Annotated in this window: 12 protein-coding genes; 6 read left to right on the top strand and 6 right to left on the bottom strand. The window is 43.8% G+C overall.

Going from position 1 to position 13,588, the window contains the following annotated elements:
• Positions 1-378 precede the first annotated feature (378 nt).
• Together MIC7126_RS0124495 and MIC7126_RS28310 are read right to left on the bottom strand one after the other, a co-directional pair.
• Complete coding sequence (locus MIC7126_RS0124495; RefSeq protein WP_026100501.1) at positions 379-2,145, bottom strand: PAS domain-containing sensor histidine kinase; 1,767 nt, start codon at positions 2,143-2,145, stop codon at positions 379-381.
• 94 nt (positions 2,146-2,239) lie between these two features.
• Positions 2,240-4,735: a sensor histidine kinase gene (locus tag MIC7126_RS28310; protein WP_017655763.1), complete on the bottom strand. Its 2,496-nt coding sequence runs from the start codon at positions 4,733-4,735 to the stop codon at positions 2,240-2,242.
• Between the two features lie 414 nt (positions 4,736-5,149).
• Between MIC7126_RS28310 and MIC7126_RS32315 the strand changes: the two genes are divergently transcribed.
• A complete protein-coding gene (locus MIC7126_RS32315) occupies positions 5,150-5,272 on the top strand; it encodes a hypothetical protein (protein ID WP_274517510.1) in 123 nt (40 codons plus the stop codon).
• Here MIC7126_RS32315 and MIC7126_RS0124485 read toward each other — a convergent pair whose 3' ends face one another.
• Positions 5,273-5,680: a universal stress protein gene (locus tag MIC7126_RS0124485; RefSeq protein WP_017655762.1), complete on the bottom strand. Its 408-nt coding sequence runs from the start codon at positions 5,678-5,680 to the stop codon at positions 5,273-5,275. It lies immediately after the preceding gene.
• An 87-nt stretch (positions 5,681-5,767) separates the two neighbouring features.
• Here MIC7126_RS0124485 and MIC7126_RS0124480 point away from each other — a divergent pair, with 87 nt between their 5' ends.
• Both MIC7126_RS0124480 and MIC7126_RS0124470 read left to right on the top strand, forming a co-directional pair.
• Positions 5,768-6,970 (top strand): phosphoglycerate kinase, encoded by a 1,203-nt coding sequence (locus MIC7126_RS0124480; protein ID WP_017655761.1) that lies wholly within the window; start codon positions 5,768-5,770, stop codon positions 6,968-6,970.
• A gap of 294 nt (positions 6,971-7,264) precedes the next feature.
• Positions 7,265-8,416 (top strand): hypothetical protein, encoded by a 1,152-nt coding sequence (locus tag MIC7126_RS0124470; protein WP_017655759.1) that lies wholly within the window; start codon positions 7,265-7,267, stop codon positions 8,414-8,416.
• Between the two features lie 44 nt (positions 8,417-8,460).
• Here MIC7126_RS0124470 and MIC7126_RS0124465 read toward each other — a convergent pair whose 3' ends face one another.
• The gene (locus tag MIC7126_RS0124465; RefSeq protein WP_017655758.1) at positions 8,461-8,970 is read right to left on the bottom strand and encodes a pentapeptide repeat-containing protein; all 510 of its coding nucleotides are present in this window, start codon (positions 8,968-8,970) and stop codon (positions 8,461-8,463) included.
• Between the two features lie 16 nt (positions 8,971-8,986).
• Between MIC7126_RS0124465 and MIC7126_RS0124460 the strand changes: the two genes are divergently transcribed.
• On the top strand, positions 8,987-9,472 hold the full coding sequence (locus tag MIC7126_RS0124460) for a YraN family protein (RefSeq protein WP_017655757.1): 486 nt from the start codon (positions 8,987-8,989) through the stop codon (positions 9,470-9,472).
• Between the two features lie 78 nt (positions 9,473-9,550).
• Here MIC7126_RS0124460 and MIC7126_RS0124455 read toward each other — a convergent pair whose 3' ends face one another.
• Positions 9,551-9,940 carry a hypothetical protein gene (locus MIC7126_RS0124455; protein WP_017655756.1) on the bottom strand — a complete coding sequence of 130 codons (390 nt, stop codon included), beginning with the start codon at positions 9,938-9,940 and terminating at the stop codon, positions 9,551-9,553.
• 260 nt (positions 9,941-10,200) lie between these two features.
• Between MIC7126_RS0124455 and queA the strand changes: the two genes are divergently transcribed.
• Both queA and MIC7126_RS0124445 read left to right on the top strand, forming a co-directional pair.
• A complete protein-coding gene (gene queA, locus MIC7126_RS0124450) occupies positions 10,201-11,424 on the top strand; it encodes a tRNA preQ1(34) S-adenosylmethionine ribosyltransferase-isomerase QueA (protein WP_017655755.1) in 1,224 nt (407 codons plus the stop codon).
• Between the two features lie 266 nt (positions 11,425-11,690).
• A complete protein-coding gene (locus tag MIC7126_RS0124445; RefSeq protein WP_154656017.1) occupies positions 11,691-12,650 on the top strand; it encodes a tetratricopeptide repeat protein in 960 nt (319 codons plus the stop codon).
• 26 nt (positions 12,651-12,676) lie between these two features.
• On the opposite strand, the gene MIC7126_RS0124440 is transcribed toward MIC7126_RS0124445, so the two are convergent.
• Complete coding sequence (locus MIC7126_RS0124440; protein WP_017655753.1) at positions 12,677-13,588, bottom strand: Rpn family recombination-promoting nuclease/putative transposase; 912 nt, start codon at positions 13,586-13,588, stop codon at positions 12,677-12,679.

Raw genomic sequence — 13,588 nt, 5'->3', positions numbered from 1 at the left:
CCTCAAGCGTCAGCCTCTGAACCTCAAGCGTCAGCCTTTGAACCTCAAGCGCGAGCCTTTGAACCTCAAGCGTCAGCCTTTGAACCTCAAGCACGAGCCTTTAAGCCTCAAGCGTCAGCCTTTGAACCTCAAGCGCGAGCCTTTAAGCCTCAAGCGCGAGCCTTTGAACCTCAAGTTTCAGCCTCTGAACCTCAAGCGTCAGCCTTTAAGCCTCAAGTTTGAGCCTTTGAACCTCAAGCGTCAGCCTTTAAGCCTCAAGCACGAGCCTTTGAACCTGAAACTTGAATTTCAGAACTCAAAACTTCCCACACCCCCCACACTTCCCACACCCCCCACACTCCCCATCACCCCATCCCCCCATCCCCCCACCTCCCCATCTCAATTAATCGGTAATGTAAACCAAAAAGTCGCGCCTGCAGTCAATGCAGTTTTGACGCCGATTTCGCCACCGTGGGCGTCAATGATGCGTTTGCATAGATACAAGCCCAATCCTAAACTGAGGGTGTGGCGATGATGGCTACTTTGGTAGTAAAGGTCAAAAAGGCGATCGCTTTGTTGTTGACTAATACCTACACCGTTATCACTGACGGTACAATATATCTTGTCGCCGGTGACGGTGGCGTCAATTGTCAACGATAATCCTGGGGGGTTATGTTTGATGGCATTGACAATCAGATTTGAGAAGACTCGCCACAGTTGAGTAGCATCACCATTCACCAAAGGTAAATCTGCGGTAACTAAATTTGTCAAGATGGCTTGATTGCCGAGTAACATCGGCTCTAAATCAGCGATCGCATCTGCCACTACTGTATATAATTGTAGGGGTTGCCGCTGCAAAACTACGCCCTGCACTTCGCTGATGTGCGCTTCCATCAAAGAATTAATTAAATTGAGTTGGCGATCGCTACTTTGCACCATCCGCTCTAAAATTCTTCGAGACACCAAAATCGACGCTGAACCCAATTCTTGATTATTAAGTAAATTTCTCAACACGATTAAAGTCCCCAACACGGGATTCCGCAAATCATGAGAAACTGCATGGAAAAAGACCCTGAGTGCTTCCTGCGCTTGTTTGCGTTGCGTGATATCTTCGATCAACCCCTCATAATAAAGTAATTTTCCCTGTTCATCGCGCACAGCATAAGCTTTCTCCGAAATCCAGACAACACTTCCATCCCGGCGATAAATTTGCGATTCAAATTCTGAGACTTTTCCCTGCTGTTCAATCAAGCGGACAAACTCTGCTCTGCGACCAGAATCAACATACAATTGATGTTCAATATCCGTAAAGTTGGCTGTCACTTCCTCTGGTCGCGAGTATCCATAAATACGAGCCAGTGCGGGATTTGCGGTAATATATCGCCCATCAACACTGCTTTGGAAGATACCTTCCACCGCGTTTTCAAAGATACTACGATATTTAGCCTCTGTAATTTCTAGCTTGTGGTAAGCCGATTCAAGTTCCCGCCGCGCGTAAAACTCAGAACACTGCAGGCGATCATACAAGAAAATGCCAATGTCGCAAATAGCACATAACCAAAAAACATACAAAATAAAAGTGGCATTATAAATTTCCGGATGGTCAGGCAACGGTGTTTGTAATCCCAAAGCTGTATTCACCGCAAAATAATAAAATAGTACACCCGCTTGAGATATCAAATGCAGCGGCCAGCAAACAGGAATAAATGTCGCTTGGCTAAAAAACAATAGCGACCAACCCAAAGTATCAGGTAGTGCAAAACCCTTGAGTGTCGCAAACAATTGTGATGATAAACTCAATGACCAAGATGAACCTAAAAATAATAGCCCTGGATGACGATAACCAAATTTAGTTTTCCGGAGCGCGAAGTACACCAGTAAACTGATGAACATGGCAACGTTAATAAATAATCCATGAATCCTCAACGGTTCTGGCAGTTTTTTGAACTCTTGGAGGGGAAAAAAAATGTCATAAATGTCTCTTAGAGTAAAGGTTAGCAAACAAATCGACGCTAACCATAACCACAGATATAACCTCTGCCATAAAAAGCGATTTCTATTAGCTAGCCACTCCTGATCCTGGTCAATTGCAGTCATTGGCTCTGAGAATACTGCTACTGATACCCTTCTCCACCACTTTTGGATTATTCTCAATAAACTAGCCATTCGTGTACTACCAATGTTGCCCATACCGGCTTGACATTTTTATGTTAAAGTTCCCCGTCTCCATCTGGACGAGGAATTTGGGATTAGTTATTTGTTATGTGTTATTTGTCATTCTCCCTTCCCCCTCATTTGGTATCGTTGGTAAACTGAACCAAAAAGTTAACCCCCGCTGTCGGTGACTAGTGACACCTATTTCACCACCGTGTGCTTGCATAATTTGGCGACTCAGATACATTTTTAAAGCCATACCTGTGAGACAAGGGCCTTGAGGATCGGGTATGTAAAGATTGAATAAGCGATCGCACTCCAGTTTACTCATCACCGCACCGTCATCTTGAATTTGCAGGCGGATCATCCCATCTGCAACCTTGGCTTTCAGGGTAAAGTTTAATCCTGGGGGGTTGTGTTGCCATCTATAGGTAAATAAATTTATCAAAACTTTCTTTAAGCCTGTGGAATCTGCTAGTACTAACGGCAAATTTTGTGGTAATAAATTCTTCAAATTTGCTTGATTCTGCTGCAGCAACGGCTGTAATTCCTGCAGCATTGACTCTAGAAATGTATTTAAAGAGACAAACTCCCGTCTGAGGACAATTCCCTTACCTTCGCAGCAATGCATTTCCAATAAAGAATCAATCATTCCCAATTGGCGGTCATTTCCTTGAATCATCCGCTCAATTACGGAACGGGAGACAGGGATTCCAGTATTTTCCGGCTCTAACCCCTCAGTGTTCAGCAAATTTTTGAGGACAATTAAATTACCCATCACTGCAGTCCGCAAATCGTGGGCGACAGTATGTAATACTACATCTTTTACCCGTTGCAGTTCGCCGATTTCTTGCATTTTTTGTTGTAGCTGTGCAGTCCTTTCCTCTACCTGCTGCTCTAAATTCGCGTTAAGTTGGGCAAGTTCTTGATAAATAAAGCTTTGTTGAATAGCGATCGCTAATTGTGCTGACATCTGCTGTAGCAGGTCAATTTCGCTACTTTGCCAATGGCGAGGCCCGGAACATTGGTTAGCAATTAGCGCCCCATATAATTCATCACCGAGCATAATTGGTACAGCCAAAGTTGCTTGGATGTGGAATTGCTGATAATGTGCTTTTAATTTGTCAGAAGCGGTGATTTTGCTGATATCGGTAACTAAGCGGATGCGATCGCTAGTTAATAACCGTTTGAATTCTTGCAAATAAGTTTCATCATCAGTTGTCCAAACCAGAACAGACGGATACCGAGGATCTACAGATTCAGCAATGGCTGTATCACCACCCTGGACATGATTTAAACCAATAAACACCCGGTCTGCTTGTAAAAATTGCCTCACCTCCGAGACAGTAGTCTGCAACACTTGGTCTAAATTCAAAGAAGAACGAATGCGCGCGAGAGTTTCCGTCAACAACCGATCGCGCTGCGCCGACAGCCGTAATTGCGCTTCTACCTGCTTCCGTTCTGTAATATCATTAGTAACTGCCAAAATACAGGGAACACCATCTAAATCAATCACTTCCGCCGACAATAACCCTGTAATCTTCACACCGAACTTAGTGCGGAATTCTACTTCCCAGTTCCGTACAAATCCCTTAGCTTGTAACTCTTGTAATAAATTTAGGCGATCGCGGCGATTTACCCAAGTATTCAACTCAAAAGCCGTCCTACCAATTGCTTCCTCCCGCTCATAACCAGAAAGTCTCACAAAGCTGTCGTTAACTTCCACATAGCGTCCTTCGCCGAGAGTGCTAATTGTAATTGCATTCGGACTGCAGCGAAAAGCTTTAGAAAACTTTTTTGCCAAACTTTGCAGATTCGCCTCCGCTTGTTTGCGTTCCGTAATATCCCGGACAATAGCTAACACCTCATCAGTGCCGCTAACTACCAACCGCGCCTCATAATCTCGCATTCCCAGAGGCGAAGGTAACTGATATTCACAAACCTGTAAATCTTGAGAACTTAAAGTTTTAGCGATCGCCTCTTGACCAATAATTGCTACATCATCGGGTAGTAAATCCCGCATATTCTTGCCAATAATCTCTTCCCTAGCCAGCCCCACATTCTTGCAATCATCCTTCAAATCCAAATAATTCCCATCGCGGTTAATCCGAAACATCGAATCGGGGATCGCATCCAAAATCGCCTTGTAGCGCCTTTCACTGGTTCGCAATTTTGCTTCTACTTGTTTGCGGTCTGTGATATCCATCACCAAGCCCTCCCAAAGCAAATCACCATTAGCTTGTCGTTCCAATTGAGAAGCACCTTGAATCCATTTCATTTGACCACTGGGTGTAATAATTCGACCTTCCCAGCGCCAAGGTGTCAGATTCTTCGTCGCCATTGCTACAGACGCCGCTAAAGCCGACACATCCTCAGGATGTACCATTTGATGTAACACCCGGAAATCTGCCTTAATCGCCTCTGGCTGCAATTCATACAACTCCCGACAACCAGAACTAACATAAAGCAGAAACTGAGAACCATCAGACCGTTGGAGAAACTGAAAAATCATCCCCGGTAAATTAGCAGCAATTTTCGAGAGCAGCGTCACCACCTCTGGTTGACAATCTAATGTATACAGTGACTCCACAGTTTCATCCACTCTTTAACCCTTAAATACACAAGCAACTAAATATCTGGTTACATCTGGTCATCGCCAGATAAGTAATACCATTTGGGATGTCGCGAAAAGTAGGCGATGTCGGTTTCCGTCACACCTCACTTTTGCCGACAGATGTTCAATAGCAAATAGACTTAAGTGTCCGGATTTCCTGAATTCATCTTTCAAATGGAGATAATTTTCTATTGATAGAATAACCACCAATAAAATTCAAATAGCCTCTATATTTAGGGTATATTCCAGTTGCTAAAATCGCATACACCCAATCAGGTGAATTAGTTCCATACAGATAACTTAGACCAGCGTTAAAAACAGGTAAAAGGGAATAGGGAATAGAGAACAGGAAACAGGGAACAGGGAATAAAAGTGTACTGAGTTTTTTTCACGCAATCAAATATGATTCCTATACTTTCATTGAAAATATTTCTGACAATCCCTACCTCCCCACCTCCCCACACTCCCCACACTCCCCACCTCCCCATCTCCCCACCTCCCCACGCCCAATCCCCTGTCCCTTAATTACGGCACAATCAACACCGGACAAGGAGAAAGATTAATCACACGGGTAGTCACACTATCAGTTGCTCCATCTTCAGTCAAACCTAAACCCCGACAGCCCATAATGATTAAATCTGCCTCAATTTCATCAGCAACATCACAGATAGTAAACGCTGGCTTACCTTGTCTTTCCAGCACTTCGGCCTGTATTCCTTGCTGAGAAAACAAAGATTGAGCATTTTCCAACAATTTAGCAACTACTTCAGGCGACAACATCGGATCGGTACTAGGCGCGTCTGCAGTTGGTTCCTCCACCACAGACAACAGCACCAACCGACTACCATACTTTTGCACCACATTCGTCACTACATCAGCCGCTTCCCGCGCTTCCCGACTTTGATCAATTGGAAATAGTACTGTTTTAAACATCTCTCACCTCCGCACCCCTGACTCCGGTAAAATCTGGATGGACTACTTTCAAAACAATAACAAAAAGGCAATCAGGAGGATCTGGTAGTGTCTAAAAAAACTTTATTCAGTTTATCTGCGGCTGATGTATCTGGTAAACGCGCTTTAGTACGGGTTGATTTTAACGTACCTGTTGATGATCAAGGCAAGATCACAGACGATACTCGCATCCGCGCTGCTCTCCCAACCATCCAAGACTTGACGCAGAAAGGAGCTAAGGTAATTCTCGTCAGCCATTTTGGGCGTCCCAAAGGTGTAGATGAAAAATTGCGCCTGACTCCCGTGGCCCAGCGCCTCTCTGAGTTGCTAGGACAAGAAGTCATCAAGACTGATGATTCTATTGGCGATGAAGTGGCTGCTAAGGTAGGAGAATTAGCAAACGGGCAAGTGCTATTGCTGGAAAATGTCCGCTTCTATAAAGAAGAGGAAAAAAATGATCCAGAATTCGCCCAAAAATTGGCAGCTAATGCTGATTTTTATGTTAATGATGCCTTTGGTACTGCCCACCGTGCCCATGCTTCTACTGAGGGTGTAACTAAATTCCTCACTCCTTCCGTGGCTGGATATTTGGTAGAGAAGGAATTGCAATATCTGCAAAGCGCCATCGAAAATCCCCAACGTCCATTGGCAGCAATTATCGGTGGTTCTAAGGTTTCTAGTAAGATTGGTGTGATTGAAACCTTGTTAGAAAAATGCGACAAACTCATCATCGGTGGGGGGATGATTTTTACCTTCTACAAAGCCCGTGGTTTGAGTGTTGGTAAATCTTTGGTGGAAGAAGACAAGCTAGAACTGGCGAAAACTTTGGAAGCGAAAGCTAAAGAACGCGGTGTGGCTTTATTGCTTCCTACTGACATCGTTTCTGCAGATAAATTCGCCCCTGACGCCAATGCAACCACCGTCAGCATCGAAAATATCCCCGATGATGGGATGGGTTTGGATATTGGCCCTGATTCTGTGAAAGTCTTCCAAGAAGCTTTAGCAGATACCAAAACCGTGATTTGGAACGGGCCGATGGGTGTATTTGAATTTGATAAATTTGCCGTAGGCACAGAGGCGATCGCTCATACTTTAGCAGAAATCGGTAAAACCGGCACAACCACAATTATCGGTGGTGGTGACTCGGTAGCCGCTGTAGAAAAAGTCGGTTTAGCCGATCAAATGAGCCACATTTCCACCGGTGGTGGCGCTAGCTTGGAGTTACTCGAAGGTAAAGTATTACCCGGTATTGCGGCTTTAGACGAAGCTTAAACAATGGTTAGGGGCTATGGGTTAGGGATGAGAGAAAATTCCTTCTCCATACCTAATTCCCCACGCCCCGTTTCATGATTAATAAACCTCTTGCAAAAGTACCTTTTCTGCTCCCTGTTCCCTGTTAAGAGTTCCCTGTTCCCGACTTCTGCAAGAAGTCTAATGACTTTTAGCGATCGCATTTAGCTACACAGTATCTTTATATTTGCTTATTGTATATTTTATTTACGCACTTATTCGTGTTACTACTCTTAAGATAAAGTTTACGTATGTTAATCATAGTCAACTAAATCTATGTTATTCCCCGCCAAGGCCCATAGTTCTAAAACTTCCTCATCTGAGCACCTAGTTAAGCTTTGGGCAGAGCGTTATAAAGTTGACGTATCATCTTTATCCCAGAATCCGAAATTTTACGGTGAATTGGTGAGAGTCGCCTTACCAGAAGCAAGAGCTTTAACCACAGCTAAGTTATTAAAAAATTTATTAGAACGCACATTTAACCAAGCAAATCACCAAGCGAAATCTGTCCATGAATATATCCCCCAGATTCTTGATTTCCATCAGGCACAGCAGATTGCTCAGTTTGCGTACCAAGTATATCAAAAGTTATTAGATGTTTATCAACAACAGTCTGGTCTGATAGTCACCCCCATTGTCAAACCAATTGCGGCGCGGGGTATTTGTGAGCAGTCTTCTCTGATTCTATCCGCCATCCCAGACATAGAAATATTAGCAGAAGAACTAGAGCATATCTTGCTGAGATATCAAGAGCAACACGCCATCGCCAAGGATAGGCGGGTGTTAGGTTTTCTCAGCAGCTTATTCAACTTCACCAACAAGCTACTGATTAGTCAGCTGAATGCAGTCGAGAAAATCCTACTTTGTCCCTACTTCAAGTTTGTGGAAGAACAAATATCAATCCCTTGGCAAAGAGTCATCGCTGCTGCGACCGAGCATCACCTGAGTTCCCCAGCCTTAGCTCTAGTCACCCATCTGTTACCCCTAGCTTCTGATATTGGCGCTACTGTTTACTGTCAACTAATTGAATTATTTCCCAATCACCGCAGCACTAAAGGCTCTCTCAGCAATCCAGATGTGGGACATTCTTGTTTGCGCGACTTAAATATGTTTCAAGCTTACCTCTGGCTTTGCGTCCTAGAAGGAAGTCTCAGACCAATAGAACGAGAATTAGTACCTTTATGCGTTATGGTCATGCCTACAGTCGGTGTAGCTTGGGAAATGACGGAACGATGGAAATGCTTATTGGTAGATGAAATCGTCAGTCGTGTACAACTAGAACACAAATCCATATTGCTTCCCTATACACAAGGTATGGAAGAAGCATTTTTTAAAGCCCGTAAAGAACTGGGATACCAAGCTGAATTAATCGAAACCACCACCGAGTATGACAGAGACTTGGCATTACACCTGAACTTTCATAGTTAATACAGGTGGGGATTAACCGCAGTGGCTTCCCCATGGTCACTTATTCAAAAACAAAACAACGTTTCGCGGGTATCTCTCCCTGTGGTGGGATTGGTTCCTTTCGCAGCCTTGCACAATTTTTTTTGCTCATCAGAACGCAACAACACATCTGTAAAATCTGCTCCATCAATGATAGCGCCGTCGAATTTCGCATTGGCAGCGAATGCGCCCTCTAATACCGCGTTGGTCAAATTTGCATTGATGAAGCGAGCGGAATCTAAGGTAGCGTTAGAGATATCTGCACCCTCTAAGTTGGCTGATTCTAGATTAGCTGCAAAAAAACTGACACCGCGCAAGTTAGAGTGACTGAAATTGCTCTGACGCAGGTTAGCTTTAGTAAAGCTAGAGTCTGTTAAATCACGACCTGAGAAATCAGCCTCAATCAAAATTTCTTTGTTATATTCAAGGGCGAAAGCTGTGTTAGTACCACGGACAACATCTGTGATGCTCATTACTCCCCAAAGCAACACACTAAGTATAATTCCCCAAACAGTGTGGTTTAATTTAAGACTCATAAGATTTTCTTAGCCAATGGCGAATTCTCCTCCATCTCATTATCTCGATATTGGTCAATTAGGTGAAGACCTAGTATCACAATGGCTACAGTCCACAGGTTGGGTAATTCTCCATCGGCGGTTTGCTTGCCGTTGGGGAGAAATTGATATTATTGCTGAATATGCTGGAGACTCACAGACAAAAAATCACTCTACCTTGATATTTGTGGAAGTCAAAACCCGTAGTCCGGGGAGTTGGGATGGAGGAGGGAGAAACGCCATCACACCAAAAAAGCAAACTAAACTTTGGCGCACTGCGGAGATATTTTTAGCTGAGTACCCTCAAAAAGCAGATTATCCCTGTCGATTTGACGTGGCGATTGTTTGTTGTCGCCAAATCACAGATAATTCTACTGTGATGGTTCCTGAAAAAGTCTTAGCCAGTTCTTTGGTGGCTACTTACCAACTGGAACTGCGAGAATATATTGCCGACGCTTTCGATTCTGTCACATATAATGCATAATTGCCCATGAGACGATCCCATGAGCAATTGCTTGCATAATTAGCGAAAATCTTGTCGTAGCATTGCCAACTAAACTACTCAAGCCAGAGTTTCTGGACAATAGCCCAAACCTCTGACAAACTGTTGTCTAAATGCTTCAATTTCTTCTCTTTCTGGGCTACCATGAGAAACGATCGCTACTTGATAGCGACGCATCACATCCACTGGGCACTGTCCCGCTTCCAAACTCCAAAGTGCCATTTGCACCCGCATTGGCGGTTCATGGCTGATTCCTAATTCATTGAGAAAAGCCCGGAAGTCGCCATCAACCTGGGGCGAAACTTGCTCTTTGAGTTTGATCCTAACCACCCAACCATCTATCTGATGAATTACGGTAAGGAACGCAACGGGCATCTGGGGTCTGGTGTGCAGGTGTTGAACGACCCTCAGAGTTAAACTGGCATTTGCCAGGTAATACAAATATTCCATGATGGTGCTTGGGATCAAAGCCAATCCTACATTTCTATATTCGTCAATAAATAGGGGTTCCCGGTAGGGTAAAAGCCCCCGTTTTTAGATGGGGAGGTTTACCCAATTTTCATATAAGTACTTCCGTGTTACTTGATAGTACCAATCTCATAGTCCAATAATTCAATTGAGTAGCGATCGCCGAATATGTCTTACATTGGCAAAGATACGGAAAAACATATTTCTTTCCTCACCTCTAGCCCTTAGCCCTGTCTATCAAAATGGAGCAACAAATAACACCAGATGAATTGAATCTCATTCCTCGATTGAGTAGCAAAGGCGATGAACTCGACAAAACATTAAGTGCTTATGAGTATGAACTACCAACAGAATTGATTGCACAAAATCCCGCATTCCCTAGGGATAGTTCTCGCCTCATGGTAGTAAATTCTCGTAGCACTGTCAATAAAAAAGCACCTTTAAATCATATTTTTTGTGATTTACCAGAACTCCTACAACCAGGAGATTTACTGGTGATGAATAATACTAAGGTTATGGCAGCAAGGCTCTATGGTCGTAAATCCACGGGTGCGGAGATTGAGGTGCTGCTATTGGAAGAACGACAGCATAACTGTTGGTTAGCCTTAGTCAAGCCGGGAAAACGATTTAAGGGAGGGGCGAAGATAATTTTTGATGCGAGGGGAGACGAGGGGGTGAGTTCTTCCTTAGCCCCCATTCCTTTGCTGTCAGCTACAGTTTTGGAGACAGATCAGGCGACGGGAGGGCGGTTGCTGCAATTTGATGTCCCAGAGGGGATGTCTTTAGTGCAATTACTACAGGTGTATGGAGAAATTCCTTTACCGCCTTATATCAATGCGTCTGCGGCCGATGATGAGCAATATCAAACGGTTTATGCTCAACATCCAGGAGCGATCGCTGCTCCTACTGCTGGGCTACATTTTACCCCAGAATTGCTGGACAAATTGCGCGATCGCCATATAAATCAAGCTTTTGTGACGCTACATGTAGGTGTGGGGACTTTTCGCCCTGTGGAAGTGGAAGATGTCACCACCCACCAAATGCATGAAGAATGGATGGAAGTACCCGTGGAGACTGTGGAACAAATCCGGGCGACGAAAGCTGCTGGTGGGCGAGTGATTGCGGTGGGAACGACGGTAGTACGGGCTTTAGAAGGAGCGGCGCAATCTGGAGAATTGCAACCATTTTGTGGTAAGACAAACTTGTTTATTTATCCAGGCTACCAAGTGCGGGTGGTGCAAGGATTAATTACTAATTTTCATTTACCGCGTTCTAGTTTATTGATGCTGGTGAGCGCTTTTATTGGTAGACAGCGACTGTTAAATATATACCAACAAGCGATCGCCGCGCAATATCGTTTCTATTCTTTCGGTGACGCGATGCTGATTTTACCAGAAGCAGTGGAATTGCCAATTTCAGAGGGAACTCTTAACGGGCAACTCTTAACAGGAAAAACTCATGTTTAAAAACATGAGATTGAAATAATGACGCCTTGGCGGAGCGGCTCCGGCTCCGCACTGTTTTTTTTCGTGCTACGCATCTCAAAAAACATCTTTTTTTTTGACTGGGCTTTAAACTCTGCAACTTTAGTTTCTTATCTGTTCCCTGTTCCCTATTCCCTGTTCCCTTTTTTGTAATTGGTTATTTCCTTTTTGCTGATTTTTAAATTTTTCATGTTGGGGTGGGTACTCTGACTTATGAGGATTTAACTAACATCACAAAATTGCGATTTATGTCTAACAAATACCATTTACAACAGTGTTTACACTTAATCGCCAAGACGGCGCTATTTTGCTCGTCTACACTTGTGGTCTTGATGACACCAATGATGCTGAATACTTCCACAAGCAAATTGTTAGCACAAAATCCGATTTCTCAAGATTTAGAAGCGGCTAGTTTTTATCAGCAGGGGGTGACGCGCTGGAATCGCCAAGATTGGGAGGGTGCTGAATCAGCTTTCCGCGCAGCTTTGCAGCGAGATCCTAATTTAGGGATGGCGAGAAATTATTTAGGTAATATTTTACTACAACAAAACCGCGTGGATGCGGCGGTGCAGGAGTATGCAGAGGCTGTGCGGATTAATCCCGACTTTGGCGAGGCTTATTATAATTTGGGGTTGGCTTTGCATCGCCAAGGTCAAAGGGAAACGGCGATTACTGCTTATCGTCGGAGCTTGTTAATTAATCCCACAGTAGCGGCTGTCCATTATAATTTAGGTTTGGCACTGTTTGAACAGGGAAAATTGGAGGATGCGATCGCAGCTTATCAACAAGCGATTAATTTGGATAGTAGCAATGCTAATGCTTATTTTAACTTAGCGATCGCCCAACAGAATCAAGGTCAAATATCCGCAGCGATGGCTAACTATCAGCAAGTTTTACAACGAGATCCCAAAAATATCACCGCTTACAATAATTTGGGAAGTCTAATGGCAATTCAAGGTCAAGTATCTGAGGCCATTTCTATTTACCATCAAGCTATTCGTCAAAATCCTCAAGATGCTTCTGCTTACTATAACTTGGGAGTAACTCTATATAATCAAGGGGATATCAGACAGGCTAACGTAGCATTAAAACGCGCTCATAGTGTATACACTGTCCAAGGAAACACTGAACAAATCAAGAAAATTGAACAGTTAATGCAGCAAATCGCCCAATCACCCCAGCCGCAACCCTCATCTGGGAAAAAGTAATCTAAATTTAAACTTGGATATTGGCTTTACATCCCACTTTGTCCAGTTCCCTCTGGGAGCATCGCTGCCAACCAAGCATCCAAATCAGCCATACTGGTAAAATCAAGCAACGCTTCCCCCAGATTTTCCAACTGTTCCAGCGAGAGGGATTCGACACGCGATCGCACCTGTTGCGGTAATTCTCCTACCCGTCGAGTTAATTGACGCAAAATGAGCGATCGTGCTTCCACCTCACGTCCTTCCTCACGTCCTTCCTCACGTCCTTCCTCACGTCCTTCCTCACGTCCTTCTTGCTTAATTTCTCTATAAACCCGCGTTTGTTGGAGTGTAATACCTAACATTTGTTCTACCTCCCGTTGGCTTTTGTCTTCAAATTTGTACACCATGATTGTGGTCAGTAGTTCTATTATGGCGCGGTTGGATGATGCTGATTCTTGTTCACTTCTAGCTAGCAAGTATCTAGCTTGTACGGTAGCTTGCTGATCATCTAACGTCGTTAACACCATCAGCGCCACCCACACAGGTAAGGAGCGAATATCTCCCAACTCATCTAAATATATGCGATTTATCTGTGGACTGTTTAGTTGACTTAAATATGGCAAAATCTCACTCTGTTCGAGACTGCGAGACGGATAAATGATCACTATGTGCAAGTTACTAAATCTATCTCGATTACGGTAGAAATATAAGTAGGATTCCGCAAACACCCGTTCGTAGAGTCTTTCATCCTTCTGAAATTGCACCTCACAAAAATATACAACCCCCGGATTTTCGGTTTCTGGGGGTAAGAACACTCCATCAATTTCAAATTTTGGTTCTTTAACAGCTACCGAATCAAATCTGTAGTCATCTGCATTTTTAGGCGGGTTTGTCAATAGTTCAAATAACAAAGTTGGCGATTGTTGAAATAATTTATAAAATATTGAATCTCGACGCAT

Origin of the sequence: Fortiea contorta PCC 7126 (assembly GCF_000332295.1) — a bacterium.
GTDB lineage: Bacteria > Cyanobacteriota > Cyanobacteriia > Cyanobacteriales > Nostocaceae > Fortiea > Fortiea contorta.
This window is presented reverse-complemented; position numbering and strand designations above follow the sequence as displayed.

What these genes read in the sequence shown, in the direction of transcription:
- MIC7126_RS0124495 (WP_026100501.1), bottom strand. Translation starts at nt 2,145, where the DNA reads ATGGCTAGTTTATTGAGAATAATCCAAAAGTGGTGGAGAAGGGTATCA.
- MIC7126_RS32315 (WP_274517510.1), top strand. Translation starts at nt 5,150, where the DNA reads ATGATTCCTATACTTTCATTGAAAATATTTCTGACAATCCCTACCTCC.
- MIC7126_RS0124485 (WP_017655762.1), bottom strand. Translation starts at nt 5,680, where the DNA reads ATGTTTAAAACAGTACTATTTCCAATTGATCAAAGTCGGGAAGCGCGG.
- MIC7126_RS0124470 (WP_017655759.1), top strand. Translation starts at nt 7,265, where the DNA reads ATGTTATTCCCCGCCAAGGCCCATAGTTCTAAAACTTCCTCATCTGAG.
- MIC7126_RS0124465 (WP_017655758.1), bottom strand. Translation starts at nt 8,970, where the DNA reads ATGAGTCTTAAATTAAACCACACTGTTTGGGGAATTATACTTAGTGTG.
- MIC7126_RS0124460 (WP_017655757.1), top strand. Translation starts at nt 8,987, where the DNA reads ATGGCGAATTCTCCTCCATCTCATTATCTCGATATTGGTCAATTAGGT.
- MIC7126_RS0124455 (WP_017655756.1), bottom strand. Translation starts at nt 9,940, where the DNA reads ATGGAATATTTGTATTACCTGGCAAATGCCAGTTTAACTCTGAGGGTC.
- queA (WP_017655755.1), top strand. Translation starts at nt 10,201, where the DNA reads ATGGAGCAACAAATAACACCAGATGAATTGAATCTCATTCCTCGATTG.
- MIC7126_RS0124445 (WP_154656017.1), top strand. Translation starts at nt 11,691, where the DNA reads ATGTCTAACAAATACCATTTACAACAGTGTTTACACTTAATCGCCAAG.
- MIC7126_RS0124440 (WP_017655753.1), bottom strand. Translation starts at nt 13,588, where the DNA reads ATGCGTCGAGATTCAATATTTTATAAATTATTTCAACAATCGCCAACT.